This is a genomic window from Georgenia ruanii, from assembly GCF_009193175.1.
GTDB classification, from domain to species: domain Bacteria; phylum Actinomycetota; class Actinomycetes; order Actinomycetales; family Actinomycetaceae; genus Georgenia; species Georgenia ruanii.
Genome location: NZ_VUKE01000005.1, coordinates 139,979 through 164,853 on the forward strand (window position 1 = coordinate 139,979; position 24,875 = coordinate 164,853).

The window sequence follows — 24,875 nt, forward strand, 5'->3', positions numbered from 1 at the left end:
CGACGGGCGCCCGGGCCCGTCGGTATCGGCACCTACACTGACGCCATGGCAGGCCTGATCCGACGCGAGGACATCGACGCCGTCCGCGAGCGCGCCCGGATCGAGGAGATCGTCGGCACGTACGTCACCCTCAAGTCTGCCGGCGTGGGCTCGATGAAGGGCCTGTGCCCCTTCCACGACGAGCGCACCGCCTCCTTCCACGTCCGCCCCCAGCTGGGCCTGTGGCACTGCTTCGGCTGTGACGAGGGCGGCGACGTCATCTCCTTCGTCCAGAAGATCGACCACCTGTCTTTCACCGAGGCGGTGGAGCTGCTGGCCGGCAAGGTCGGCGTCCAGCTGCGCTACGAGGACGGCGGCACGGGCCGGCCCCGGGAGGAGCCCGGCCGGCGCCAGCGGCTCGTGGACGCCCACCGCGTCGCCGAGGAGTTCTACGCCGGCCAGCTGGACGGCCCCGAGGGCGAGGCGGGGCGCCGGTTCCTCGCCGAGCGCGGCTTCGACCGGCAGGCCGCGGCCACCTTCGGCGTCGGCTACGCCCCCAAGGGCTGGGACCACCTGCTGCGCCACCTGCGCGGGCGGGGCTTCACCGAGGCGGAGCTGACCGCCTCCGGGCTCGTCTCGCAGGGCAACCGCGGCGTCTACGACCGCTTCCGCGGCCGCCTGGTCTGGCCGATCCGGGACATCACCGGCGAGACGGTCGGCTTCGGCGCGCGCCGGCTGTACGAGGAGGACCAGGGGCCCAAGTACCTCAACACCCCCGAGACCTCCCTCTACAAGAAGTCTCACGTCCTCTACGGCCTCGACCTCGCCAAGCGCACCATCGCCAAGGAGCGCCGGGTCGTCGTCGTCGAGGGGTACACCGATGTCATGGCGGCCCACCTGGCCGGCGTGGGCACCGCCGTGGCCACCTGCGGGACGGCGTTCGGGACCGACCACGTCAAGATCGTCCGCCGTCTGCTGGGCGACACCGCCGACGCCGCCGCCGGGGTCATCTTCGCCTCCGGCGCCACCCGCGGCGGGGAGGTGATCTTCACGTTCGACGGCGACGCCGCCGGCCAGAAGGCCGCCCTGCGCGCCTTCGAGGAGGACCAGCGCTTCGCGTCCCAGACGTTCGTCGCCGTCGGGCCCGACGGGCTGGACCCCTGCGACCTGCGCCTGCAGCGCGGGGACGCCGCGGTGCGCGAGCTCATCGCCGGCCGGCAGCCGCTGTTCGCCTTCGCCATCCGGTCGGTCCTCAACCAGCTCGACCTGGCGACGGCGGAGGGTCGGGTCGCCGCCCTCCGGGCGGCCGCCCCGGTGGTCGCCGGCATCCGCGACCAGGCGCTGCGCTGGGAGTACACCCGCGAGCTCGCCGGCTGGCTGGGGATGGACGAGCCGACCGTGCGCGGTGCCGTCCACGCCGCCGAACGGGCCCAGGGGCGCCACGACCTCACCCCGCCGCCGCCCGACCCCGGGTCCGGCGGCGGCTTCGGCGGACGCCGCCAGGGCGCGCCCGGGGGCCGGCCCGAGGGGCGCTGGGACGGGCGGCAGGCGGCCCGCGGCGGGGCCCCGGGCCGGTCGGGGCGCGACGGGGGGTTCCGCGGCCGCGACGGCGGGTTCCGCGACGGCGCCGGCGGGCGCGACGGCGGCCGCCCGCCCTACCCGGACCGGGCGACCGCGCCCGGCGCGATGCCTGGCGGTCAGCGCCCGCCGCGGGAGGACCCGGTGGCCCGCCTCGAGCGCCAGGTGCTCGAGGTGGTCCTCCAGCTGCCCCAGCACGCCCTGGGCGCCGGCTTCGACGACCTCGCCCCGGACACCTTCACCGTCCCGGCCTACCGGGGGGTGCACGACGCCATCCGGGCGGCGGGTGGCACGCTGGCCTACGGCCAGGAGGTCGAGCGGTACGCGGCCCAGCACCCCGGCGCCGACGCCGCCCGGCACGCGGCGGGCTGGTGGGCCGAGCAGGTGCGCGAGAACGCCGTCGGCCCGGTGGCCGGCGTCATCACCGAGCTGGCGGTGGCCCCGCTGCCCGAGGACCGGCCCGAGGCGCTCTCCGGGTACGCGCACGGCGTCCTCGTGGCCCTCATCCGCATGGGCCTGACCCGCGAGATCGCCGACGTCAAGGGACGCCTGCAGCGCACCGACCCGGCCGACCCGGGCTACGCCGACGTCTTCGCCGCCCTCATGGCCCTGGAGAACCGCCGCCGCGCGCTCCGGAGCGATTGACGGCAGGTCCGCGCCGTGTTGCGCGTGCACGAGCGCGTCATCACGGCCAGTGTTGTACCTGGAGAGCCCGGGGCACGCCCGGTCATGACCGCCGTCGGGAGGGGCACGGTTATGGGGGAGCAGCTGCTGCCTCGCACAGCGCCTGTCCACTCCCTCCGCCGCTTCCTTGCTCGCCTGCACCCCGGACGCCGCACCCCTGGCGGCGACGCCGTCGGTGGGCTGGGGGCGATGACCATCGTCGGCGCCGTGGCGATCCTCGCCACCGCGGCGCTCGTCGTCGGGGTGATCGCCGTGTGGCCGTCCCATGGGCAGCACCCGCGCGCGTCGGCCACCCGGCCGCCCACGGGCGCCGTGCTCGGTGCCGAGGGCCGGCCGGACGTCATGGCACCCGGGGCCGGTCCGCTGACCGGCCGCCTGCAGCCCCAGGGCGCCACGGGCGGTGCTACGACCGACGGCCGGGTCCGGCTGGGTCAGCCCGCCCGCGTCGGGAGCTGGGAAGTGGCCGTCCGGCGCACGGAGGCACGCCAGGTTCCCGCCGCCGCGGAGGCCGCGACGCCGTCTCCGGGGGAGCGGGTGCTCGAGGCCCAGGTCACCGTCACGAACGACGGCACGACGCCGACGGACCCGGGGTTGGATCTCCTGGTCGGGTATCTCGGCCCGGACGGAGTGGAGTACAACGGCGACGCCGGCGGTGCATGCCCCACGCGGGAGGCGATCTTCGGCCGGGGCAGGATCCCGCCCGGGGAGACCGTGCGGGGCACCGTCTGCCTGGGCGTACCGGACCGCGCCGTCGAGGGCGGGGCGTGGGTGCTGCGGACCCCGGCGGAGTACGCCCGGCCGATGGTGTTCGCCGCCCGGTAGACGGCGCCAGCCCCGACGTGGCGTCGCCGCGTGACCGGCCACGGCCCGGTGGGCCCGCGCCCGGTCACGCGGCGAGGAGCGGCTACAGGGCGGCGACGACCTCGTCGAAGGGCAGGCGCGGCAGGCGGTCGCGGAAGGCGTTGTCGGCCGGCTTGCCGATGTTGACGGCGACCAGCACGCGGTGGCGCCCGTCGGGGAAGAACTCGCGGGACACCGCCGCGGCGTCGAAGCCGGTCATCGGGCCCGCCGCCAGGCCGGCGGCCCGGATCCCGATGATCGCGTAGCCCACCTGCAGGCCCGCGTTGAGCTCTGCCATGCGGGCGCGGGAGGCCTCGTCGCCGGCGAGCATGTCGCGCGCGCCCGGGTTGTGCGGGAAGGTGCGCGGCAGCTCCTCGTGGAAGTCGATGTCGGCCGCGAGGAGGGCGGTGGCGGGGGCGGCCGCCGTCTTGGCCCGGTTGCCCTCGGCCATGTGGGGCAGGAGGCGGTCCTTCGCCTCGGCGGAGCGGACGACGACGACGCGCAGCGGCTGGGTGTTCATCGCCGTGGGCGCCCACTTGACGAGCTCGAAGATCGCGGCGAGCTGCTCGTCCGTGACGGGCTCATCCGTGAACGCGTTCGCCGTGCGGGCCTCACGGAAGAGCAGGTCCTGGGCGTCCTCGTCGAGGAGGAGCGCGTCGGTGGTCCGAGGTTCAGTTGAAGTACTCACGCCTAGTGCAGCCACGACCGTGGCTTGGCGATTCCGGAGCCGGCCGTGATTGATGCCATAGCGCGCACGCATGGCGGAGCAGGGCCGCACGGGCGGAGACGGCACGGCCGTGCCCGCGAGGGGCGTACCGCTCAGTTGCTCCCGCCGGCGTCGTCGCAGGACGGGCACAGGAGGACCTCGACGTCGTCGCCGGCGCCACGACCGACCCGCCGCATCGGCCCGTGGTCCGTCCCACACACCGCGCACAGGTGGGCGCGCCGCGGCCAGCCCTCGGAGAGCTCGAGCATCCCGAGCGCGCCGTCACCGAGACGGATGGCATGAAAGGTCACATGAAAAAGTATGCCGAGTGTCCCATTCGTTGCCAAGTGCCCCAGGTACGGGGGGCGTCAGATGAGTCTGGGCATCGGGACGAGGTGCGGCGGCCTCCGCAGGTGGAGGTCCTCCCCGGCGTGGGGCAAGGCCGTGCCGGTGAGCCGGGAGGGGGAGGCGGCGGTGGTGACGCAGCGGGGCCTGCCCGGCCGAGCCGCCAGTGCACAGGTAAAGTTATGCGGCGTCGTCCATGCCGAGGGAAGAAGTGCACGTCCTGATGCCGCACCGCACCGGATTCGATCGTGAACGCTATATCGCGCTGCAGTCGCGTCAGATCCAGGAGCGGCGCGCCTCTATCGGCGGCAAGCTCTACCTCGAGATGGGGGGCAAGCTCTTCGACGACATGCACGCCTCGCGCGTCCTGCCCGGTTTCACCCCGGACAACAAGATCGCGATGCTCGAGAATCTCAAGGACGAGCTGGAGATCCTGGTCTGCATCAACGCCAAGGATCTGGAGCGCCAGAAGGTGCGCGCGGACCTCGGCATCCCGTACGAGGAGGACGCCCTCCGGCTGATCGACATCTTCCGCGAGCGCGGCTTCCTGGTGGACCACGTCGTCCTCACCCAGTTCGAGGACGGCAACACCATGGCCCAGGCCCTCAAGGATCGCATGGAGCGGTTGGGACTCAAGGTCGCCCGCCACCACGTCATCCCGGGCTACCCCAGCAACACCGGGCAGATCCTCTCCGACGAGGGCTTCGGCCGTAACGAGTATTCCGAGACGAGCCGTGACCTGATCGTGGTCACCGCACCGGGCCCGGGCTCCGGCAAGCTTGCCACGTGCCTGTCGCAGGTCTACCACGACCACCAGCGTGGTCTGGTAGCCGGTTACGCCAAGTTCGAGACCTTCCCCATCTGGGACCTTTCGCTTGAGCACCCGGTGAACCTGGCCTATGAGGCCGCCACCGTGGACCTCGACGACATCAACGTCATCGACCCCTTCCATCTCGCCGCCTACGGCAAGCAGGCCACCAGCTACAACCGTGACGTCGAGGTCTTCCCGCTGGTGAAGACCATGCTGGAGAAGCTCGATGGCACCGCTCCCTACAAGTCCCCGACCGACATGGGCGTGAACATGGTCGGCTCGTGCATCAGTGACGACGAGGTCTGCAGGGAGGCTGCCTACCAGGAGATCATCCGCCGTTACTACAAGGCCCTGGTGGAGGAGCGTCGCGACGAGCTCGACGACACCCTCTCGCAGCGGGTCGCCATGGTGATGAGCAAGGCCGGCACGACCGTCGCGGAACGCCGCGTGGTCGCCGCCGCCCTCGAGGTCGAGGCGGAGACCGGCGCCCCGGCCTCCGCCCTGGAGCTCGCCGACGGCACCATCATCACCGGCAAGACCTCCGAGCTGCTGGGCTGCTCCGCCGCGATGCTGCTCAACGCGCTCAAGCACCTGGCGGGCATCGGCCGGGAGATCGACCTGCTCTCGCCGTCCTCGATCGAGCCGATCCAGACCCTGAAGACCGAGCACCTGGGTTCCCGGAACCCGCGGCTGCATACGGATGAGGTGCTCATCGCCCTGTCGGTCTCCGGTGCCTCCAGCCAGGATGCCCGCACGGCGCTGCGGGAGCTGAAGAACCTGCGGCGCTGCGACGCCCACACCACCACGATCCTCGGCTCGGTGGACGAGGGCATCTTCCGCAACCTCGGCATCCTGGTGACGTCGGAGCCGAAGTACCAGCGCAAGGCGCTCTACCGGAAGCGCTGAACGTCCCAGGTGGCCAACGAGCCCCGGGTTGGCGGCATCGCTGCTCGCGCGGCCTCGTCCTCATCAGGCGAGCACGCGGTGCACCGAGGCAACGGCACTCGACCCCTCACCGACCGCGGCGGCGACGCGCTTCATCGACCCGCGCCGCACGTCGCCGGCGGCGAAGACCCGCGGGATCGACGTCTCGAACGGCAACGGCTCCCGGCCGAGACGCTGCCACCGCTCGAGCGCCAGTGCTACGTCGGCACCAGTGCGGATGAACCCCGACTCGTCGCGATCGATGCCACCGAGCCAGGAGGTCGCCGGCTCTACGCCGATGAAACAGAACAGGGCCCGCGCCGCGACATCGCCTGCCGTGTCGATGCGCACGGCCTCGAGATCGTGGTCGCCGTCGAGTGCGGTGATGTTCGACCCGGCATGCAGGTGGATGCGGGGCTCCTCCGAGATGCGGTCGACCAGGTAGGAGGACATGCGAGCGCCCAGGTCCGTCCCACGCACGACCAGGTGCACGGGGCACCCGTGCGTCGAGAGGAACAGCGCTGCCTGGCCTGCCGAGTTCGCGCCACCGACCACGACGACCGGGGACCCGCGCACCTGCTTCAGCTCGAGCGGGGTGGCGGCGTAGTAGATGCAGGTGCGTTCGAAGTCGTCCCACCGCTCGAGGCCGAGGCGACGGTAGGCGGCACCGGACGCGACGATCGCGGACCTGGCGCGGATCGCGCGGCCGTCGGACAGCCTGACCTCGATCTCGGTCTCCCCGGCCGTCAGGCTCACCGCCTCGCACGGGGCATACACCCGCACGCCGAACTTGATGGCCTGCAGGGTGGCCTGTCCGATCAGGTCTCCGCCGCTGACCCCGAAGGGGAACCCGAGGAAGTTCTCGATGCGTGACGTCGCCGCGGCCTGCCCGCCGGGTGCCACGGCCTCCAGCAACACCGTGCTCAGCCCTTCGGAGGCCCCGTAGATCGCCGCCGCGAGGCCTGCCGGCCCGCCGCCGACCACCATGAGGTCGACGAACCCCTCGTCGCCTGGCTCGTAGCTCAGTCCCAGGCGCTCGGCGACGACCCCGGGCGTGGCGCGGAGGATGGGCTCGCCCTGGATGAAGGCGACGGGCAGATCCGTGACGGCGTAGTCATGCGCGGGATGGGACAGCGACTGACCCGGCTCGAGCGGCACCGCGGTGTGCACGAGATCGAAACGCTCGGCGAACCGGCGCAGCGCGAGAAACTCCCGAGAGGTCGCCGTCCCGACGAACTTCAGGGTGAGGGCCGCCGGCCCGCTGCGCATCCACTCGCGCCGTGCCCAGAGCGCGTGCAGGACGAGATCACCGAGCTCGTCGTCCTCGGCGAGGACGCGGCGCAGGTCGGCCCGTGAGAGGACCCGGACCCGGCTCGGCACCGCCGCGCGGGCCGACAGGAATGCGCGCTGACCGTTGAGCAGACCGAGGTCGCCGGTGAAGGAGCGCGGGCCGAACGTCACGACGACCTGTTCGCTCAGCCAGTACATGGCGTCACGCACTAGCTCGAGCTCGCCCTCCTCCACGAGGGCCATCGGGTAGAGGTCACCGGCGCGGACCAGGTACTCCCCGGCGGGGATCTCCAGGGGTTCGGCACGGGCGGTCAGTCGTTCCCACTGCGCGTCGGTCAGTGGGGGTGCGATCGCGCCGTCGTTGTCCTGCACCGGTGCTCCCTACTGCTGCCGACGATCGTCGACAGGTGGGTGGGCGATTCTCGGCAAGGCGGCCGCCGGTGGGTCCGGGCGAGCACCTGAGCCGTCCGATGGCGCCGACACTACCCGCCCGCTCATGGCGGCTGAAGGCCCCTCCGCGTGGCCTGCGGGTCGGACCCTGCGGTCCGCCTCCCTCAGCCGCGAGGGAGTGCCCGTTTCGGTGTTGCACGCATGTTGCACGAGTCCGAAACGGCGAAGGCCCCTCCCGGCGTTTCCGCAGGTGAGGGGCCTTGTCCGCGTGGCTCCCGCGACTGGACTCGAACCAGTAACCGTCCGATTAACAGTCGGATGCTCTGCCAATTGAGCTACGCGGGATCGCGAGATAGGACTCTAGCAAACAATCCGACCGCCCCTTGACCGCGAGGCGGCCTCTGGGCCGTTATGTGGGGAGTCCCACAGCCGCGCGGGCCCGGCTCTCGAGGGCGTCGATGACCCGCCGCTCCTCCTCGTCGCCCTGGAGCGGGCCCTGGGCGGTGAGCTGGGAGAACAACGCGCCCTCCTCGTCCCGTCGGATCTGCGCCCGCAGCAGGGTGCCGTGCGGGGTCTCCGCCGTCTCGGTGTGGACCACCGACGACTGCACGCGCTCGCGCACCGCGGCCGTGAAGGTCTCCACGTCGTCCGTCGCCGTGGTCAGGACGAGGGGAGGCCGGGCGCCGTCGACCCAGGACACGGTGAACTGGCGCAGCTCGCCGTCCCACCTGCCGTGCTGGACGGCGTGCCAGGGGTGGCGGTCGCGGATGCCGGACGGGTCCACGACGAGCAGGGCACCGGCCGACACCACGGCCCAGGCCCCGTCCGCGAGCTCCGCGACGGCGAGCGTGTCGTGCGGCTTGAGCCGCGCCGCGACCTCGCGCGGCAGTCGGCGGCCTCGGCGAAAGATCATGGGTGACACGGTAGCCGCGCGGGTCCCGGTAGGGTGGACGCCGCCGTGACCGTGGTCTCGTGGCGCGGCACGCCCCTGTAGCTCAGCTGGTTAGAGCAGCGAACTCATAATTCGTCGGTCGCGGGTTCAAGTCCTGCCGGGGGCACCGGCCCGGCCCCGAGACGTGCGCGGTCGACGGACCGGCCGCGAACGGCATGGGTCACGGCTCCCGGAGGCCGACCGTGCGGGCACTGGCGCTCGCCGGCCCGGCGCCGACCCTCCCGTCACGTGCACGAGCGACTCGGAAAACCACCCTCCGGCAGTTTTCCGCGGCCCGCTCGATGCGGGCGGAAATGGCGATGAATCGGCGCTGGCCAACGTCGCATGAGCGGCGATGATCAACGCGTATATCCCACCGGTTGCGGCAATTCCACATGGCGCATATGGTTGATGACTCAATTACGTAGTTCGGACGGCGTGGCAGTGCTCACCTTTCCTCCACCGGGACAGTGAGGACCCTGACCGGAAAGCGAGTCGAATTGGCGTTCAGCTCGAGGAGGGAACGTATGAGTGCAGAACAATTTCTCCCTGATGCCCCGAAGGGGTTGACGTGGTCGTTGCGCCGTCGGGGCGAGTCGGTAAGCCTCCGGCTCCGTACGCGCGGGGTGTGGCCCAAGGTCGTTGCGGCGTGGAGCACCGACGCGTTCTCGAGCCTCTCGCCCGACCCGGGCACCGCGCTGACGGAGGTCGCCACCCAGATCAAGGCCAACGCCGACTATTCCACCGTCGCCTAGGAAATCAGGGGTTGCGCCCGGCCCGGGGCCGGGCGCAACCCGGTTTCGTCAGCGTCGACGGCGACGGGTGGTCCTCGAGAAGAAAGCGTTCACCGGGAGATGACGACTTTCAGGGCCTTGGTCTCGGCGGCGCGGCCGAACGTGTCGTAGGCGTCGAGCATCTGGTCCAGTGAGAAGTGGTGGGTCGCGAATTTCTCCGCCGGGATCTTGTGCTGGGCGACGAGCTTGAGCAGCATCGGGGTGGTCGACGTACTCACCAGCCCGGTGGTGATCGTGACGTCCTTGATCCACAGGTCCTGCATCGCCAGCTCCACCGGGTGGCCGTGGACGCCGACGTTGGCCACGTGCCCGCCGGGGCGGATGAGCTCGGTGCACGCCTGCAGCGTGGTCGGGATGCCAACCGCTTCCACGGCCACGTCGACGCCGAGGCCGTCGTCGGTGAGCTTGCGGACGTCCTCCTGCCAGCCGTCGCGGCCGCTGTTGACCCCGTCGGTGGCCCCGAAGGACTTCGCCTGCTCGATGCGGTTGTCGTCGAGGTCGATGGCGATCACCCGGGAGGCCCCGTAGAGCCCGGCGGTCATCATCACGGCCAGGCCGATCGGGCCCGAGCCGACGACGGCGACGACGTCGCCGGGCTTGACCGCCCCGTTGCGCACGCCGATCTCGAACCCGGTGGGCAGGATGTCCGAGAGCATGACGGCGGCCTCGTCGCTGATGCCCTCGGGCAGCTTGTAGACGGAGGTGTCGGCGAACGGCACGCGCACGTACTCGGCCTGGGTGCCGTCGATGAGGTGGCCGAAGATCCAGCCGATGCCGCTCGCGCCCTCCTCGGCGAGGCAGTGGGCGTACAGGCCCTGCGCGCAGTACGAGCACCGCCCGCAGGCGCTGATGCACGACAGCACCACCCGGTCGCCCACCGCGACCGTGGTGACGGCGTCGCCCACCTCGGTCACGGTGCCCACGCCCTCGTGGCCGAGGATCCGTCCGTCGGTGACCGCCGGGACGTCCCCCTTCAGGATGTGCAGGTCCGTGCCGCAGATCGTCGTCGTGTCGATCCTTACGATGACGTCCGTCGGGGCCTGGATCGTCGGGTCCGGCACGTCCTCCCAGGCCTTCTCGCCCGGACCGTGGTACACCAGCGCCTTCATGTCGCGACTCCCTCGTCGGCTGGGCCGGCCCGGAGCGGGCCGGGGGCGCGTGCGCGCCCGCTCTCACCCTGACCCATCCGCGGACGAGCGGACCAGGGCTTGGGGCCCACGACGGCATCGACACGTCGTCGGAAGGCCGTCGCGGGCCTCGTCAGGGACCGACGCCGCGCCCCGGCCGGGCCGGGAACTCACACCAGCACCCCAGCGACGGCCCAGCCGACTCCCAGGGAATCGGAGCACCGTGTCCCCATGGTCGCCGTCACCGCTCCCGCCCGCCCCGGCACCTGGGCCGCCGGGCGCGTGCCCCCGTGGTGGCGGGACGTCGCCGGGCTGCTCGCCTGGGGCTCGATGCTCGTCGTCGTCGCGCTCTGGGTGCGCGGCGGGGGTTTGCAGGACCTCGCCGCCGGCACCGGCGCGGCGCTGACCACCGCCGGGCGGCTCACCGGCCTCGTGGCGGCGGACCTCATGCTCGTCCAGGTCGCGCTCATGGCGCGGGTGCCGTTCGTCGAGCGCTCCTACGGCCAGGACGAGCTGGCCCGGCGGCACCGGCTGGTCGGCTTCACGTCGTTCTGGCTCCTGCTCGCCCACATCGTCCTCGTCGTGCTGGGGTACTCGGCCTCCGCAAGCGCCGGGGCCTGGGCCACCGCGTGGGACATGCTGCGCACCTATCCCGGCATGCTGCTCGCCGCGGCGGGCACCGCCCTGACCGTCCTCGTCGTGGTGACGTCCATCCGGGCGGCCCGGCGCCGCGCCCGGTACGAGTCCTGGCACCTCATCCACCTCTACGGGTACCTCGGCGCGTTCCTCGTGGTCCCGCACATGGTGTGGACCGGGCAGGACTTCCTCACCGCCCCGCTCGCGCGGGCCTACTGGTGGACGGCCTGGGCGCTCGTGGTGCTCGCCGTGCTGGCCTTCCGCGTGGCGCTGCCGCTGTGGCGCACCGGCCGGCACCGGATGGTGGTCGAGCGGGTCGTGTGGGAGGGCCCCGGCGTCTTCTCCGTCCACCTGCGCGGCCACGGGCTGTCCCGCCTCCCGGTGGCCGCCGGCCAGTACTTCGTCTGGCGCTTCGCCGGGCCCGGCCGGACCCGCGGGCACCCGCTGTCCCTCTCCGCCGCGCCGGACGGCGACCGGCTGCGCGTCACGGCCAAGGTCGCCGGGGACGGCACCACGCAGATGACCCGGCTGTGTCCGGGCACCCCGGTCGCCTTCGAGGGCCCCTACGGCCGGCTCACCGAGGACGCCCGCACGCGCCCCGGCGTCGTCCTGCTGGGCTGCGGCATCGGGATCACGCCGATGCGGGCGCTCCTCGAGGGGCTGGCCTACGAACCCGGTCGGGCCACGCTCATCTACCGCGCGCGCAGCGAGGCCGACCTCGTGCTGCGCGAGGAGATCCACGACGTCGCCACCCGCCGCGGCGCCGCGGTGGTCGAGCTCCCGGGCCGCCGCGTGCCAGGCCGACCCTCCTGGCTGCCGGACTGGGCGGCCCGGTGGGACGACGCCGCCGCCCTGGTGCGCCTCGTCCCCGACGTCGCCGACCGCGACGTCTACCTCTGCGGTCCCGACCGCTGGATGGACGCCGCCCGCACCGCCGCCCTCAGGGCGGGCGTGCCGGCCGAGCAGATCCACCTCGAGCGGTTCTCGATGTGAAGGAGCCTCCGATGCGCAAGATCGTCCTCGCCGGTGCCACCACCGTCACCGGGCTGGTCCTCCTGCTCTCGTATCCGACATCGAGGAACCACGCCCTCGACGGTGCGGCGACGGCGGCCGGGGCGCCGGGTTCGCGTCTGTCCTCGGGGGGCTCCTCGGGTGGGTCGTCGCCGTCCGCGGGCGCCCTGACGGGGAGACCCTCGCCCCCGTCCTCCGGCGGCTCCGCCGGCGGGTCGTCCGGGCAGCCGTCCGGCCAGTCCTCCGGCGGCGGCAGCACGTACACGGGGGCCGAGGTGAACACCCGATGGGGCGTGGTCCAGGTGGAGGTCACGGTCCAGGACGGGCAGCTCGTCGACGCCCAGGCGGTCCAGGTGCCCGACGAGAACTCCCGCGACCAGCAGATCAACGCCTACGCCGTACCCATCCTCCAGCAAGAAACGGTCCAGGCCGGCAGCTCCCAGATCGACGCCGTCTCCGGCGCCACGGTGACGAGCGACGGGTACATCTCCTCGCTGCAGTCGGCCCTGGACCAGGCGGGGCTGCGATGAGCACCGCAACACCCACGCCCGCGCCGCACACGCCCGGTGCCCCGGCGCCCGCCTCACGCCCGACGCGCCTCCTCGACCGGCGCGCCTGGCACGAGAGCGTCATGGGCATGCCCGTCAGCGTCCACCTCCGCGCTCCCCACCTAGGCCCCGACGTCGACGCCGCCGTCGCCGCCGTCTACGCCGAGCTGCGGCGACTCGAGGCGCTCCTCAGCACCTACAAGCCCGACTCGGACCTCTCCCGTCTCGCCGACGGCGCCCTCACCCTCGACCAGTGCGCCCCGGAGGTTGCCGAGGTGCTCGAGCTGTGCACGCTCGCCACCGCCCACACCGCCGGCGCCTTCTCCGCCCTGCGCCCGCTGCCCGGCGGCGGCCACCGCCTCGACCCCACCGGCCTGGTCAAGGGCTGGGCGGTGGAGCGGGCCGCGGCACCGCTGCGCGACCTCGGCGTCGACTGGTACGTCAATGCCGGCGGCGACATCGCCGCCCACGTGGCCGAGAACCGGCCGCCGTGGCGCGTGGGCATCGAGGACCCGCACGACCGCGGAAGGGTGCTCGCCGTCGTCGCCCTGCGCGACGGCGGCGTGGCCACCTCCGGCACCGCCGCCCGCGACGGCCACATCTGGGACCCGCGCACGGGCGCCCCCGCCGACCGGCTCGCGTCCGTCACCGTCGCCGGACCGACCCTGCTGTGGGCGGACGTGCTCGCCACCGCCGTGTTCGTCGAGGGCCCGGCGGCGGTCGGGTGCGCCGTGCGCGATGGGTACGAGGTGGTCGTCGTCCACCGCGACGGGCGCGCGGAGCGCACGGCGCCGGTGGTTGCTGCCCGGTGCGAGGCTGCTCCTGCGCCCACGCCCTGATCAGGGCCACGCGGGCTGAGGCGGGTCCATCTCCACAGCGCCGAGGGCGCATCGGGCGGAGGCCTCCGCGCGCGCGGCGCCGGAAGATGGTCGATAGCCTCGCGCCCACGACCGATCCCCGACACCGGAGGCCGTCATGCACCTCGCGCGACTCGTGGGCAAGCTCGAGCAGGTGGAGCTCCTCGACCCGGCGGTGGACGCCGTCGCCGGCGTGGTCAATCAGGTGCTGCCTCCGGGCGACGTCAAGGACGTCCTGCACGGCAAGTTCCTCGGCCATGCCCTGCACCCGCTCCTGGTGGCCCTGCCGATCGGCATGAACGTCGGCGCGCTGCTCCTCGACCTCACCGGCGGGGAGCGGGCCCGGCCCGCCGCCCAACGCCTGGTCGGTGCCGCCGTGCTCCTCGTCGCGCCGACGGCGGCGTCCGGCCTGGCCGACTGGTCGGAGCTCGGCTCCGAACGACGCCCCAAGAGGGTGGGCCTCGTCCACGCCGCCTCGAACGTCGTCGCCACCGGGTTCTTCGCGGCGAGCTGGCTGGCCCGACGACGGGGACGCCACGGGACCGGCGCCGCGCTGGCCCTGGCCGGCTCGGCCGGCCTGTCGGTCGGTGGCTACCTCGGCGGCCACCTCGCCTACTCGGAGGCCGTGGCCGTCAACCGCAACGCCGACCGCACGCCGATCCCGGAGGACTGGGAGGACGTCGCCGCCGCCGATGACCTCGACGGCGGGATGCTGCGCGTGGCGGCGGCCGGCCAGCCCGTGCTGATCGCCCGCCACGGCGGCGCACTCTTCGCCATGGGCGCGGTGTGCAGCCACCTCGGCGGCGCCCTGGACGAGGGCGAGATCGTCGACGACGACGACGACGGCGGCGGCTGCGTCGTCTGCCCGCTCCACGGCAGCCACTTCCGCCTGCGCGACGCCGCGGTGGCCCGCGGCCCGGCGACGGCGCCGGTGCTCGCCTTCGACGTGCGCCAGGTCGCGGACCGCATCCAGGTCCGCGCTCGCACCTGAGCGCGACGCAACCCGACTCTCACCCCCGCTCACCCCTGGGTGAGCGGGGGTGACCTGTCTCCGTTTCATCCTCTCGTCACCCCTGGACACCCCGCACGGTTTCGGCCGCTTCGGTGTGCTTGTTGCCGCGAACAGTCTCCTCGTGCGCCGCACAGGGAGACCGCGGGTCGCTCCTGCGCCCCCCGTACCCCCGCGGGCGGGCGCCGCTGCGGCTCTCGCCCCCCGGCACCCGTCGGGGCGCCGGCATGTCGAGGAGTGACGTGAAGAAGAACAGCGCGAAGCCGTCCCCCGGGCGTCGCTTTGTCGGAACAGTGGTGGTCCCCGGTATGGCCCTCGGACTGCTGACCCTGGGCGGTCCCGCGTATGCCGGGCCCCCCGCCGGCGTGGGCGGGAGCTGCAACGGGGTGGTGAACCAGCTCGCCCACCGCGGCGCCGTCCAGCAGAACCTGCTCAAGGCGGCGGCGAAGCAGAACGCCGACGTCATCGCCCGCCTCCAGGCCGAGAAGACCGCGCTGCAGACCCAGCAGGCCACCCTGACGGCGGACCTCGCCGCCGCCCAGAAGCAGCTCGACGCCATTGATGCCGAGGAGCGGGCCCTCGACGAGCAGATCGCCGCGACGAAGGCGCAGCTCGATGACCTCACCACCCAGCAGACAGCGGCCAGCCAGAGCGTCGACCAGGCCACGACGGACCTGGCCGCGCTCGCGGCCCAGCGGCAGACCGCCCAGGACGAGCTCGCCGGGCTGCAGGCCCAGCTTGACGACGCCCACACCACCCTCCAGTCCCTCACGGATGAGAAGAGCGCACTGGACGCGCAGATCGCGGCCAAGCAGGCTGAGCTCGCCGCCGCGCAGAGCGAGCTGGACGGCCTGCGGGCGGATTTCGCGACCGCCGAGCGGGCGGTGGCGGACCACCAGGCCGCCTTGCAGGCCGCCGAGGTCGACCTGGGGGCGGCGCAGGACCGGGCCACTGCGGCTTCCGATGCCGTGACCCAGGCCGAGGCGGATGTCACCTCCGCCCAGGACGAGCTCGCGCGCCTGCAGGCCGCGGGCGACACCGCCGCCGACGCTCTCGCCGCCAAGCAGGCCCAGCTCGCCGCCGCCCAGGAGGCCCTCGTCGGCAAGCGGGCCGACGCTGCTGCGGCGCAGAAGGCGCTCGAGGACAGGCAGGCCGAGATCACTGCCGCCCGGGACGAGCTGGCCCGGCGCGAGGCCGACGCTGCTGCCGCCAACAATGCGCTCGAGGGCAAGCAGGCCGAGATCACGGCTGCCCACAAGACGCTGAGCGAGAAGCAGGCGGCGGCGGCCGCCGCGGCCGAACAGGTTGCCACCACCCAGGCCCAGCTCGACGCCCTCCCGGGCCAGATCGCGACGCTGAACGGACAGATCGCCACGACTCAGAGGTCGATCGACGCGAAGCAGGCCCAGCTCACGACCGCCCAGAGCGACCTCCGTTCGCTCCAGACCCGCAGGACGACGCTGGAGACCGAGATCGCCGACCTGCAGAGGCGGATCGACACCGAGTTCCCGCCCAACAGCAACTCGAACGCGAAGCGCCAGCTGGAGGCGCAACGGGATGCGAAGAAGGCCGAGCTGGCCAGTGTCACAAGCCAGATCACGGACAAGAACGCCCAGATCGCCGGGCTCAACGGTGACCTCCAGGCGCTCCAGGGCCAGATCGCCGCGCTCAACGCCGACCTCAGCGCGAAGCAGGCCGAGAGCAGCCGGCTGCAGACCCAGCTGGCTGCCGACCAGCAGGCGCTGGCCGCCGCCGACCTGGCGGCCACCGACGCAGCCACGGCGCTCGCCGGCCTCAAGGACCAGATGCCGGGCCTGCAGAAGGCTGTGACCGACGCCAGCTCCGCCGTCGACGCCCAGGCCGCTCACGTCACGGACCTCGAGGGCGCGGTGCCAGGCCTCACCGCGGCCGTCGAGGACGCCAACCGGGCCGTCCAGGAGCAGCAGGCACGGGTCGCGGCCCTCGAGTCCGAGGTGCCCGACCTGGCTCGTGCCGACGCGGACGCCCGCGCGGCCATCGTGGCGCAGCAGGCCACGCTGGAGGACCTGCAGGCCACGCTAGCGACGCGCCAGGCGGCGCTGGACGCGGCGAACCAGGAGGTCGCCGACCAGTCCGCGCGGCTCGACCAGACGCGGCAGGACCTGGCCGACGCGCAGACCGCGCTGGGGACCGCCGCCAAGCTGGCCGGCGAGAAGCAGGCCACGGTCGAGGCCCTCGGCCGTGAGGTCGACAGGCTGAGCAGCGAGATGGCGGACCTCAACAGCCGCATCACCGCGGTCGAGAAGGAGATCCTCGGCCTCGAGGGGCGGGTCGCGCCCCTGCTCGCGCAGCTGACCGACCTCGACAAGCAGACGAGCGCCAAGGAGGCCGAGCTCGCGGCCCTCCAGGCCCAGCTCACCGCCCTGGACGCCAAGATCGTCGACGCCCAGGCGGTGCTGCGCACGCTGCAGAGCCAGAAGGGCAACAACAAGGACAAGGTCGCCGCCCAGCAGGCGGTCGTGGCCGGCCTGCAGGCCCAGCTTGCCGGCGTGCAGAAGGAGATCAGCCAGATCGACGGGCAGATCGCCCTCGGCGGGTGCGCGGTCTGACGACCGGGTCCTGGGTGGGGCGAGCGGTCACCGCTCGCCCCACCCGTGCGATGTGAGGCCGCATTCTCGACATGGGGGAGCGGCCCTGTCACTGTGGCTTGGTTCGGCCCCCCGAGCGCGACCGGAGGAACCATGACCGAGCCCCAGGGGCTGCGCCTCGAGATCGACGAGGTCCTCGACGCACCGCGCGACGCCGTGTTCCGCATGCTCACCGAACCCGCCGGGCTGGCGCGGTGGTGGGGCCCGGCGGGGTTCACGACCTCGGTGATCGAGCTCGACCTCCGGCCCGGCGGCGGCTACCGGTTCACCATGCAGCCGCCCGCCGGTGAGGCGTTCCACCTCGCCGGCGAGTTCCTCGAGGTCGACGCGCCTCGGCGCCTCGTCTCCACCTTCCGGTGGGAGGAGCCCGCGCCGGACGACCGGGAGACCGTCGTCACCCTCGACCTCGACGACCGGGGCAGCTTGACCCGTCTCACGCTGTCGCACGGGACCTTCGCGACGCCCGAGCGGCTCGAGCTGCACCGTGGCGGGTGGACGGAGAGCCTCCAGAAGCTCCGCGCGGCGCTGGCGTCACCGGCCGCCTGAGCCGGCTGGCGGAACCGGCCGTCCGACGACGCCATCGCGGAGACGGCCGCCCGCACGCCCGGCGTCGATGAGGACGCGGGCTACACCCCGGCGAAGAACGCCGCGACCGCGCCGGCAAGCGCCACCGGATCGGCGACGTGCGCCAGCTCGCGCGCGGAGTGCATCGACAGCAGGGGCACGCCGACGTCGACCGTGCGGATGCCCAGCCGGGTGGCCGTGAGCGGCCCGATCGTCGACCCGCACGGGATGGCGTTGTTCGACACGAACGGCTGCCACGGCACCCCGGCCTGCTCGCTCACCCGTGCCCACAGCGCCGCGCCGTGCGCGTCGGTGGTGTAGCGCTGGTTGGCGTTGATCTTCAGCAGCGGGCCGGCGCCGAGCATGGGCGTGTTCGCGGGGTCATGCCGCTCCGGGTAGTTCGGGTGGACGCCGTGGCCGGCGTCGGCGGAGACACACCACGAGCCCGCGTAGGCCCGCAACCGCTCCTCGGTCGAACCGACCGACAGTCGCGTGAGCACGTCGTCCAGGAAGGGCCCGCTCGCGCCGGAGCGGGACTGCGAGCCGAGCTCCTCGTGGTCGAACGCGGCGAGCACGCTGATGTGGCCGGCGTCCTGCGGAGGGGCGAGCAGCGCGGTGAGGCCGGCGTGCACGGAGGAGAGGTTGTCCATGCGCCCGGCCGCGAACAGCTCCTCGTCCTGCCCGAAACGCCGGGGCGGCTGGGTGTCGGCGGTGAGGACGTCGTAGCCGACGACGTCGGCCGCCCGGACCCCGGCCGCGCCGGCGAGCCGGTCGAGGACGTCGCCGACGGAGCCGACGCCGAACACCGGCACGGTGTGGCGCTGCTTGTCGAGCGTGAGCCCCTCGTTGACGGCGCGGTCCAGGTGGATCGCGAGCTGGGGGATGCGCAGGTACGGCCCCGTCCGCACGAGGTGCTCGGCACCGTCGCGGGTGACCAACCGGCCGGCCAGCTCCAGCTCCCGGTCGAGCCAGGAGTTCAGCAGCGGCCCGCCGTAGACCTCGACCCCGGCCTGCAGCCACCCGTGCGCGGCGATCGTCGGCCGCGGCTTGAGCTTGAAGCCGGGGGAGTCGGTGTGGGCGCCGAGGATGCGGAACGGGGTGACCGCGGTGGCCCCGGCGGGCTTCACCCAGGCGATGACGGCGCCGTCCCGGCGGACATAGTGCCGCCCGGCGTTCTCCCAGGCGTCGGCCTCGCGCAGCTCGGTGAAGCCGGCGGCGTCCAGGCGTCGGGCCACCTCGGCCGCCGCGTGGTACGAGGACGGGGCAGCGGCGATGAAGTCGGCGAAGTCGGCGATGTGCCCAGCGGTGTCGATCACCCCTCGATCCAACCACCCCGGCCGGGTTCCGGCGTGCTGCGTCCGCTACCGGAACTGCTAGGCGCGCGGGGACGGCGACGGCCTGACACGGCCTGACGGCCGGCTACGGCAGCTGGTCGCCGTCGACGTACCACCACCGGCCGTCCTCGCGGACGAACCGGCTCACCTCGTGCAGCGTGCCGCGCCCGGCGCTCGACCGGTGGTGCGCCACGAACTCGACGACGCCGTCGGTGTCGAACGGGCCGCCGGCTGCACGGAGGATGTCCAGGCGGCGCCAGGTGAGGTCGTCGTCGAGCTCCAGGACCGGCGGGCGGGTCGTGGGGTGCCAGGTGCCGAGCAGGTACGCCGCGTCGCCTACCGCGAAGGCGCTGTAGCGCGAGCGCATGAGCGCCTCCGCCGTCGGGGCATGCGGACCGCCGGCGAGCCCGGCGTGGTAGCGGCCGCAGCAGGCGCCGTAGCGTTCCGCGGACAGGCAGGGGCAGCGGGCGTCGTGGGCGAGGGGCATACGCACGTGCGCCATTGTCGCCCACCACCCCGTACGGCCTCCGCCGCGGTCGCCGCCTGGTGGCGGACTATGCCGCCGCCACGGCGGGCGCCTGCGAGCGGCCTACGCGGCAGCCACGGCCGCGACGACGGCGCAGGCCACCTCGTCCATCTCCGCCGGGCCGTAGCGGTGGTCGACGGGCAGGGAGATCAGGTCCGTACGCCAGGGTCGCCCGCGCGGCAGGCCCGCCGGGCGGGGCCAGTACACCGGGCCGGCGATCCCGGCCCGCGCGAGCCGCGGGATGATCGCGGCGGCGCGGTCGTGGCGCACCACGACGAAGCACGGGGAGGCGCCGGGATTGACGGCCTCGAGGCCGGCCTCGCCCAGCGCGCTGCGCAGCCGGGCGGCATTCGCCCGCAGGCGCGTCAACAGGGCGCCGCCGTCCAGGTTGTGCAGGAGCCGCCGGGCACGACGGCTCATGGGGGAGGGCTCCAGGGCCTCGTCCATGAGGTCCTCGGCGTAGTCGAACTCCGCCTCGACCTCCGCGCCGAGCGCCGCGCCGTGCAGCTGGGCCCGCTTGTGCGCCGCGGCGTCGAGGCGCAGCCGGGTGATCTCGCGGTCGACGGCGTGGGGCGTCAGCGCCGCCGGGCCGGCCAGCCCGGTGACCCAGGCGCCGTCGGGCACCGGCAGGAGCTTGCGCAGGCTCGCGACGCGGTAGTCGCCCGCCGTGTGCTCCGGGCCGAGGACGGAGTGCGTCTCGTCGACGACGACCGGCACGCCGTGGCGGCGGGCGCGCTCGAGGACGCCGGCGAGCGCGGCCCCGGCGAGGTTGCCGAAGGTCTCGCAGTGCAGCACGGCGGCGCGGTCGGTCAGGGCCGCGGCCAGGGCGTCGGCGTCCAGCAGGCAGCGTGGGTCCGTCGCGACGGTCTCGACGTGCAGGCCCTCCAGCTGGAAGGGGAGCACCATCGTCGTGCAGTGGTGGGCCGGGACCAGCACGGTGCGCACCCCGCGGGCGCGGAGATCCTGGGCGACCAGGCTGAGGGCCTGCCGGCCGGAGGCGACGAGCGTGGCGCCGTCGGGCACGAACAGATCCGCGGCGCTCGCGGACTCCGGGCGCACCCCGAGCGCCGGGGCCTCGAACTCGTCGCCGATCACGCCCTCAGTGTCTACCCGCGCCCCGCGGCCGCCGGCGGCCTACCCGCTGACCAGGGCCGGTGCGCGGTCGTGCGACGATACGCCTATGGCTTTCCGTGAGATCCGTGTTGTGGGCGACCCCGTGCTGCGCACCCCGTGCGAAGAGGTCACCGAGATCGATGGCCGGGTCCGGTCCCTCGTGGAGGACCTGCTCGAGACGGTCGACGCCGAGGGGCGGGCGGGGCTGGCCGCGAACCAGATCGGCGTCGGCCTGCGCGCCTTCTCGTGGAACATCGACGACGAGATCGGCTACGTCATCAACCCGCGGATCGTGGAGCTCTCCGAGGACGAGTACCAGGACGGCGACGAGGGCTGCCTGTCCGTGCCCGGCCTGTGGTTCCCCACCCGTCGCGCCTGGTACGCCCGCGTCGAGGGCATCGACCTCGACCACAAGAAGGTCGTCGTCGAGGGCGAGGAGCTCATGGCACGCTGCCTGCAGCACGAGGTCGACCACCTCGACGGCATGCTGTACCTCGACCGGCTGGACAAGAACGTCCGCAAGAAGGCCATGAAGGCGATCCGCGAGCAGCTGTGACGACACGCCGGCCGCGACACGCCCGCCCGTGAGGGCGGGTGGTGGCGCCGGCCGGTCATTTTCGGGCATGATTGCCCCGTTCCGTCGCGCAGGCATGTTGCCCGCCTGGTCGTGGGCGAGGTCGTTGGGGAAGACGCACCTCGAAACAGACCAGGAGGAGTTGACATGAGTGGTGCCTACACCCGCGGCGTCATTTTCGTGCACTCTGCGCCCCGTGCGCTGTGCCCCCACATCGAGTGGGCGGCGGGCACGGTACTCGATGCGCGCGTGAGCATGGAGTGGACGGCGCAGCCGGCCGCGCCGGGGATGTTCCGCGCCGAGTACTCCTGGATCGGTGCTGTGGGCACCGGGGCGCGTCTGGCGTCGGCGCTGCGCGGGTGGACCCACCTGCGCTACGAGATCACCGAGGAAGCGAGCCCGGGCTGCGACGGCGGACGCTGGTCGCACACCCCCGAGCTCGGGATCTTCCACGCGCAGACGGACGCCCACGGCAACGTGGTCGTCCCGGAGGACCGCATCCGCGCAGCGCTCGAGCACGCCGCCGACCCCACCCGCATGCGCCACGAGCTCGACCTCGCGCTCGGCCAGGCGTGGGACGACGAGCTGGAGCCCTTCCGGTACGCGGGCGCGGGTGCCCCGATCCGGTGGCTGCACCGGGTGGGCTGACGCCGACCTGCGGGCACCGGGTGGGCTGACGCCGACCTGCGGGCACCGGGTGGGCTGACGCCGACCTGCCGGCGCCGGCGCCCCGCTCAGGGGCAGCCGGCGCCGCCCGTTCCCCACTCGGGCACGCCCACGGCGCGGGCCCGGGCGAGGTTCCAGGACAGCGCGTCGTCGTCCACGCGCTGCTGCGCCGCCAGGACGCAGCGTGCGAGCGGGGCCGGCAGGCCCTCGGCGATGGCCGGGACGGCGTCCGCCCCGAGGGTGGCGAGGTAGGCGGTATCGATCTTGCCGGTCGCCGCGAAGCGGTCGATGTTCTGCCGGGCCACCCAGCCCTCGGGGTTGGCCAGCCCGAGGGCGAGCACGAACACCGCCCCCGCGACGAGCGCGGCGCGCGGCAGCCACGCGCCGGACCAGCGCACGCCGGCGACGACGACGAGCACCACCACCAGGCCGAGCCACAGCTCGAAGGCGTCGACGAGGACCCGCAGCACGGTGTAGCCGAAGGCCTGCTGGTACACCGCCATGCGGAACAGCGCCGAGGCGACGACCACGAGGGTCAGCAGGCACAGCGCGCCGAGCACCACCCGGAGCAGCATCCGGTCGCGCGCGGTGGCCCGGGGCGCCTTGCGCACGGTGAGCGCGATCGTCGCCAGGGTCAGCGTGGTCGCCACCGTGAGCTGGCCGAACCCCTCGTGCACGTAGGCGCCGTAGCTCAGGCCCGTCACCCGCCGCACGTAGTCGTGACCGCCCCACATCGCCGAGGCCTGCGCGAGCACGAAGCCGGCGAACACCGCGACGACGAGCCCGACCGGCACGAGCCACTCCCACACCCGCCGCACCGGGCGGGCGGCGGGGGCCCGGACCCGGTCCACCTGCGGCGGGTTCAGCGCGAGGTAGCACCCGGTCAGCACCGCGGCGCCGACGGCCCCGAGGACGAAGATGCGCAGCACGAGGGAGTCCCACGCCAGGTCGGGGACCAGGGCGGTGACCCAGGACCGGAAGACCGCGTCGCCGGAGGCGAACAGGCCGCCGAAGACCACCAGCGCGACGAGCGAGAGCGCCGCCGTGCGCAGCACCGGCCAGAGCAGCCGGTGCCCGCTCGCCGCCGCGACGGTCCGGCCGAGCAGGGGCAGGCCGCGCACCGCCGACAGCGGCCAGGCGGCGAGGGCGGCGAGCATGGGCCCCAGCCGCCGGGCGTCCGTCAGCGCCGTGGTCACGAGCCCCGCGACCACGGCCAGCGCCAGGACGGCGAGCCAGCCGGCCGCGCGCACCACGAGCAGCGAGCCGAGCCCGAGGCACAGGACGAGGCTGAGCAGCGTCCACCACCGCGCCCGGAGCGCCGACAGCCGCCACACCACGGCGCCGCCGAGCAGCAGCACGGCGAGCGTGCCGGCGCCGACCTCGCGCTCGGGCAGCACGACGGCGGCGAGCGCGCCGACGCCGAGCGCGGCGGCGACCGCCCGGGGCGCGCTGACCGGGCCCCGCTCGGGCCACAGGCCGGCGAAGAGCTGCTCGGCGAAGGACGGCTGGGCGGGCAGGGCGGTGCCGCCGTGGGGCAGCGGTGCCATGGCGTCGGTCATGCCGCGAGCGTAGGAGCGGGCGGGGACGCCGGCGGGGAGCGGCCCGCGGAGGTTGTGTGGAGAGACGGTGGGGATGCTGTGAGCGGCCTGGAAGCGCCCCGGGAAACGGCGCGGACCGAGGATGTGCCGGACCGGCGGCGCCGCCCCCTCACGCACGACGACGGCGCCGCCGCCTCACGGACCGAGGCGGCGGCGCCGTCGTCCACGCGTCAGGCGGAGCGGACCACCAGGGCCACGTTGTGCCCCCCGAACCCGAAGGCGTTGTTCACGGCGGCGATGTCGCCGGCGCGCAGCTGACGGGGGGTGTCGCGGACGAGGTCGATGTCCAGGCCGTCCTCGATCTGGGTGACGTTGATCGTCGGGGGCGCGAGGTGCTCCCGAACGGCCAGCACGGTGAACACGGTCTCCAGCGCGCCGGCGCCGCCGAGCAGGTGCCCGGTCATCGACTTCGTCGCGGAGATGGTGGCGCCGTCGGCGTCGTCGCCCAGCGCCCGGCGCACGGCCAGCGCCTCGACCCCGTCGCCGGCCGGCGTGGAGGTGGCGTGGGCGTTGACGTGGACGATGTCGCCGGTGCTCAGGCCCGAGTCGGCCAGCGCGATGCGCATGGCGCGCTCCTGGCCGGACCCGGTGGGGTCGGGCGGGGCGATGTCGTAGGCGTCGGCGGTCATGCCGACGCCCGCGAGCACGGCGTGCACGGTCGCGCCGCGGGCGGCGGCGTGCTCGGCGGACTCGAGGACGACGATGCCGGCGCCCTCGCCCATGACGAACCCGTCGCGGGAGACGTCGTAGGGCCGCGACGCCCCGGCGGGGTCGTCGGTGCGGGTGGACAGCGCCTGCATCTTCGCGAACGAGGCCAGCGGGAGCGGGTGGATCGCCGCCTCGGTGCCCCCGGCGATGACGACGTCGGCGCGGCCGGAGCGGATCATGTCCGCGGCGTGCGCGATGGCCTCCGCGCCCGAGGCGCAGGCGGAGATGGTGGCGTGGGCGCCGGCCTTGGCGCCGAAGTACACCGAGATGTTGGCGGCCGGCGAGTTCGCCATGAGCATGGGGACGGTCAGGGGGAGCACGCGCCGCGCGCCCTTCTCCTTGACGGTGTCCCAGGCGGTCAGGGTGGTCCAGATCCCGCCGATCCCGGAGCCGACGACGACGCCGAGCCGCTCGCCGTCGACCTCGGGGCTGCCGGCGTCGGCCCACGCCTCGCGGGCGGCGACCATGGCGTACTGGGCGGAGGGGTCGAGGCGCCGGGTCTCCTGCCTGGTGAGCACGGTGTCGGGGGCGACGGCGACCTGGCCGGCGAAGTTGACGGGGAGCTCGTAGGTCTCGGCCCAGTCGTTCTCCAGGGTCCGCACGCCGGACCGTCCGGCGAGGGCCGCCTCCCACGTGGAGGCGACGTCGCCCCCGAGGGGGTTGGTGGTGCCCAGGCCGGTGATGACGACGGACGGGCGTGCCATG

General features: G+C 73.7%; 22 protein-coding genes and 2 tRNA genes. 13 read left to right on the forward strand and 11 right to left on the reverse strand.

Features of this window, described 5'->3' with window-relative positions; translation table 11 throughout:
- Positions 1-45: 45 nt before the first annotated feature.
- On the forward strand, positions 46-2,202 hold the full coding sequence (gene dnaG, locus GD880_RS07255; protein ID WP_152230958.1) for a DNA primase: 2,157 nt from the start codon (positions 46-48) through the stop codon (positions 2,200-2,202).
- 228 nt (positions 2,203-2,430) lie between these two features.
- On the forward strand, positions 2,431-3,063 hold the full coding sequence (locus GD880_RS07260; protein WP_193314400.1) for a DUF4352 domain-containing protein: 633 nt from the start codon (positions 2,431-2,433) through the stop codon (positions 3,061-3,063).
- Positions 3,064-3,145: 82 nt separating this feature from the next.
- Here GD880_RS07260 and GD880_RS07265 read toward each other — a convergent pair whose 3' ends face one another.
- Both GD880_RS07265 and GD880_RS07270 read right to left on the reverse strand, forming a co-directional pair.
- A complete protein-coding gene (locus tag GD880_RS07265; protein WP_226909452.1) occupies positions 3,146-3,769 on the reverse strand; it encodes a malonic semialdehyde reductase in 624 nt (207 codons plus the stop codon).
- Positions 3,770-3,900: 131 nt separating this feature from the next.
- Positions 3,901-4,098, reverse strand: a complete 198-nt coding sequence (locus GD880_RS07270; protein ID WP_152230961.1) for a hypothetical protein — start codon at positions 4,096-4,098, stop codon at positions 3,901-3,903.
- A 257-nt stretch (positions 4,099-4,355) separates the two neighbouring features.
- Between GD880_RS07270 and GD880_RS07275 the strand changes: the two genes are divergently transcribed.
- Positions 4,356-5,849, forward strand: a complete 1,494-nt coding sequence (locus tag GD880_RS07275; RefSeq protein ID WP_152230962.1) for a DUF1846 domain-containing protein — start codon at positions 4,356-4,358, stop codon at positions 5,847-5,849.
- 63 nt (positions 5,850-5,912) lie between these two features.
- Here the strand turns inward: GD880_RS07275 and GD880_RS07280 are convergent, their stop codons facing one another.
- From GD880_RS07280 to GD880_RS07290, 3 genes are all read right to left on the reverse strand, one after another.
- Positions 5,913-7,529, reverse strand: a complete 1,617-nt coding sequence (locus GD880_RS07280; protein ID WP_193314401.1) for an FAD-dependent oxidoreductase — start codon at positions 7,527-7,529, stop codon at positions 5,913-5,915.
- 287 nt (positions 7,530-7,816) lie between these two features.
- Positions 7,817-7,892, reverse strand: a tRNA-Asn gene (locus GD880_RS07285).
- 64 nt (positions 7,893-7,956) lie between these two features.
- Positions 7,957-8,460, reverse strand: a complete 504-nt coding sequence (locus tag GD880_RS07290) for a hypothetical protein (protein ID WP_152230963.1) — start codon at positions 8,458-8,460, stop codon at positions 7,957-7,959.
- Positions 8,461-8,531: 71 nt separating this feature from the next.
- Here GD880_RS07290 and GD880_RS07295 point away from each other — a divergent pair.
- Positions 8,532-8,605: transfer RNA gene (locus GD880_RS07295), tRNA-Ile, on the forward strand.
- Positions 8,606-9,104: 499 nt separating this feature from the next.
- Positions 9,105-9,233, forward strand: a complete 129-nt coding sequence (locus GD880_RS21010) for a hypothetical protein (protein WP_264372274.1) — start codon at positions 9,105-9,107, stop codon at positions 9,231-9,233.
- Positions 9,234-9,322: 89 nt separating this feature from the next.
- Here GD880_RS21010 and GD880_RS07300 read toward each other — a convergent pair whose 3' ends face one another.
- The gene (locus GD880_RS07300) at positions 9,323-10,381 is read right to left on the reverse strand and encodes a zinc-dependent alcohol dehydrogenase family protein (protein WP_152230964.1); all 1,059 of its coding nucleotides are present in this window, start codon (positions 10,379-10,381) and stop codon (positions 9,323-9,325) included.
- Positions 10,382-10,630: 249 nt separating this feature from the next.
- Between GD880_RS07300 and GD880_RS07305 the strand changes: the two genes are divergently transcribed.
- The 6 genes from GD880_RS07305 (at position 10,631) to GD880_RS07330 (ending at position 17,633) form a co-directional block, all read left to right on the forward strand.
- Entirely contained in the window at positions 10,631-12,028 is a 1,398-nt protein-coding gene (locus tag GD880_RS07305) for a ferredoxin reductase family protein (protein WP_152230965.1), read from the forward strand.
- 11 nt (positions 12,029-12,039) lie between these two features.
- Positions 12,040-12,576 (forward strand): FMN-binding protein, encoded by a 537-nt coding sequence (locus GD880_RS07310; RefSeq protein WP_152230966.1) that lies wholly within the window; start codon positions 12,040-12,042, stop codon positions 12,574-12,576.
- On the forward strand, positions 12,573-13,433 hold the full coding sequence (locus tag GD880_RS07315) for an FAD:protein FMN transferase (protein ID WP_152230967.1): 861 nt from the start codon (positions 12,573-12,575) through the stop codon (positions 13,431-13,433). The genes GD880_RS07310 and GD880_RS07315 overlap by 4 nt, the downstream gene beginning before the upstream one ends.
- Positions 13,434-13,569: 136 nt before the next feature.
- Positions 13,570-14,442, forward strand: coding sequence for a DUF2231 domain-containing protein (locus GD880_RS07320; RefSeq protein WP_152230968.1), 873 nt, complete (start codon positions 13,570-13,572; stop codon positions 14,440-14,442).
- A 260-nt stretch (positions 14,443-14,702) separates the two neighbouring features.
- Complete coding sequence (locus GD880_RS07325; RefSeq protein WP_152230969.1) at positions 14,703-17,048, forward strand: coiled-coil domain-containing protein; 2,346 nt, start codon at positions 14,703-14,705, stop codon at positions 17,046-17,048.
- 132 nt (positions 17,049-17,180) lie between these two features.
- Positions 17,181-17,633 carry an SRPBCC family protein gene (locus GD880_RS07330; RefSeq protein ID WP_152230970.1) on the forward strand — a complete coding sequence of 151 codons (453 nt, stop codon included), beginning with the start codon at positions 17,181-17,183 and terminating at the stop codon, positions 17,631-17,633.
- 80 nt (positions 17,634-17,713) lie between these two features.
- Here GD880_RS07330 and GD880_RS07335 read toward each other — a convergent pair whose 3' ends face one another.
- The 3 genes from GD880_RS07335 to GD880_RS07345 all read right to left on the reverse strand — a co-directional run bounded on the left by GD880_RS07335 (position 17,714) and on the right by GD880_RS07345 (position 20,606).
- Positions 17,714-18,964, reverse strand: coding sequence for a M18 family aminopeptidase (locus GD880_RS07335; protein WP_152231048.1), 1,251 nt, complete (start codon positions 18,962-18,964; stop codon positions 17,714-17,716).
- A 106-nt stretch (positions 18,965-19,070) separates the two neighbouring features.
- Entirely contained in the window at positions 19,071-19,472 is a 402-nt protein-coding gene (locus tag GD880_RS07340; protein WP_152231049.1) for a YchJ family protein, read from the reverse strand.
- A 102-nt stretch (positions 19,473-19,574) separates the two neighbouring features.
- Positions 19,575-20,606 carry an aminotransferase class I/II-fold pyridoxal phosphate-dependent enzyme gene (locus tag GD880_RS07345; protein ID WP_152230971.1) on the reverse strand — a complete coding sequence of 344 codons (1,032 nt, stop codon included), beginning with the start codon at positions 20,604-20,606 and terminating at the stop codon, positions 19,575-19,577.
- 85 nt (positions 20,607-20,691) lie between these two features.
- Here GD880_RS07345 and def point away from each other — a divergent pair, with 85 nt between their 5' ends.
- Positions 20,692-21,180, forward strand: coding sequence for a peptide deformylase (def, locus tag GD880_RS07350; RefSeq protein WP_152230972.1), 489 nt, complete (start codon positions 20,692-20,694; stop codon positions 21,178-21,180).
- Positions 21,181-21,345: 165 nt separating this feature from the next.
- Positions 21,346-21,846, forward strand: a complete 501-nt coding sequence (locus tag GD880_RS07355; RefSeq protein ID WP_152230973.1) for a DUF3145 domain-containing protein — start codon at positions 21,346-21,348, stop codon at positions 21,844-21,846.
- A gap of 86 nt (positions 21,847-21,932) precedes the next feature.
- On the opposite strand, the gene GD880_RS07360 is transcribed toward GD880_RS07355, so the two are convergent.
- Both GD880_RS07360 and GD880_RS07365 read right to left on the reverse strand, forming a co-directional pair.
- Complete coding sequence (locus GD880_RS07360; RefSeq protein WP_152230974.1) at positions 21,933-23,423, reverse strand: DUF4153 domain-containing protein; 1,491 nt, start codon at positions 23,421-23,423, stop codon at positions 21,933-21,935.
- 209 nt (positions 23,424-23,632) lie between these two features.
- On the reverse strand, positions 23,633-24,874 hold the full coding sequence (locus GD880_RS07365; RefSeq protein WP_152230975.1) for a beta-ketoacyl-[acyl-carrier-protein] synthase family protein: 1,242 nt from the start codon (positions 24,872-24,874) through the stop codon (positions 23,633-23,635).
- Position 24,875 lies beyond the last annotated feature (1 nt).

Bases quoted from the DNA above. Each gene is read 5' to 3' on its own strand.
- dnaG (WP_152230958.1), top strand. From the start codon at position 46: ATGGCAGGCCTGATCCGACGCGAGGACATCGACGCCGTCCGCGAGCGC.
- GD880_RS07320 (WP_152230968.1), top strand. From the start codon at position 13,570: ATGCACCTCGCGCGACTCGTGGGCAAGCTCGAGCAGGTGGAGCTCCTC.
- GD880_RS07310 (WP_152230966.1), top strand. From the start codon at position 12,040: ATGCGCAAGATCGTCCTCGCCGGTGCCACCACCGTCACCGGGCTGGTC.
- GD880_RS07260 (WP_193314400.1), top strand. From the start codon at position 2,431: ATGACCATCGTCGGCGCCGTGGCGATCCTCGCCACCGCGGCGCTCGTC.
- GD880_RS07365 (WP_152230975.1), bottom strand. From the start codon at position 24,874: ATGGCACGCCCGTCCGTCGTCATCACCGGCCTGGGCACCACCAACCCC.
- GD880_RS07290 (WP_152230963.1), bottom strand. From the start codon at position 8,460: ATGATCTTTCGCCGAGGCCGCCGACTGCCGCGCGAGGTCGCGGCGCGG.
- def (WP_152230972.1), top strand. From the start codon at position 20,692: ATGGCTTTCCGTGAGATCCGTGTTGTGGGCGACCCCGTGCTGCGCACC.
- GD880_RS07360 (WP_152230974.1), bottom strand. From the start codon at position 23,423: ATGACCGACGCCATGGCACCGCTGCCCCACGGCGGCACCGCCCTGCCC.
- GD880_RS07305 (WP_152230965.1), top strand. From the start codon at position 10,631: ATGGTCGCCGTCACCGCTCCCGCCCGCCCCGGCACCTGGGCCGCCGGG.
- GD880_RS07340 (WP_152231049.1), bottom strand. From the start codon at position 19,472: ATGCCCCTCGCCCACGACGCCCGCTGCCCCTGCCTGTCCGCGGAACGC.
- GD880_RS07330 (WP_152230970.1), top strand. From the start codon at position 17,181: ATGACCGAGCCCCAGGGGCTGCGCCTCGAGATCGACGAGGTCCTCGAC.
- GD880_RS07315 (WP_152230967.1), top strand. From the start codon at position 12,573: ATGAGCACCGCAACACCCACGCCCGCGCCGCACACGCCCGGTGCCCCG.
- GD880_RS07300 (WP_152230964.1), bottom strand. From the start codon at position 10,381: ATGAAGGCGCTGGTGTACCACGGTCCGGGCGAGAAGGCCTGGGAGGAC.
- GD880_RS07355 (WP_152230973.1), top strand. From the start codon at position 21,346: ATGAGTGGTGCCTACACCCGCGGCGTCATTTTCGTGCACTCTGCGCCC.
- GD880_RS07275 (WP_152230962.1), top strand. From the start codon at position 4,356: ATGCCGCACCGCACCGGATTCGATCGTGAACGCTATATCGCGCTGCAG.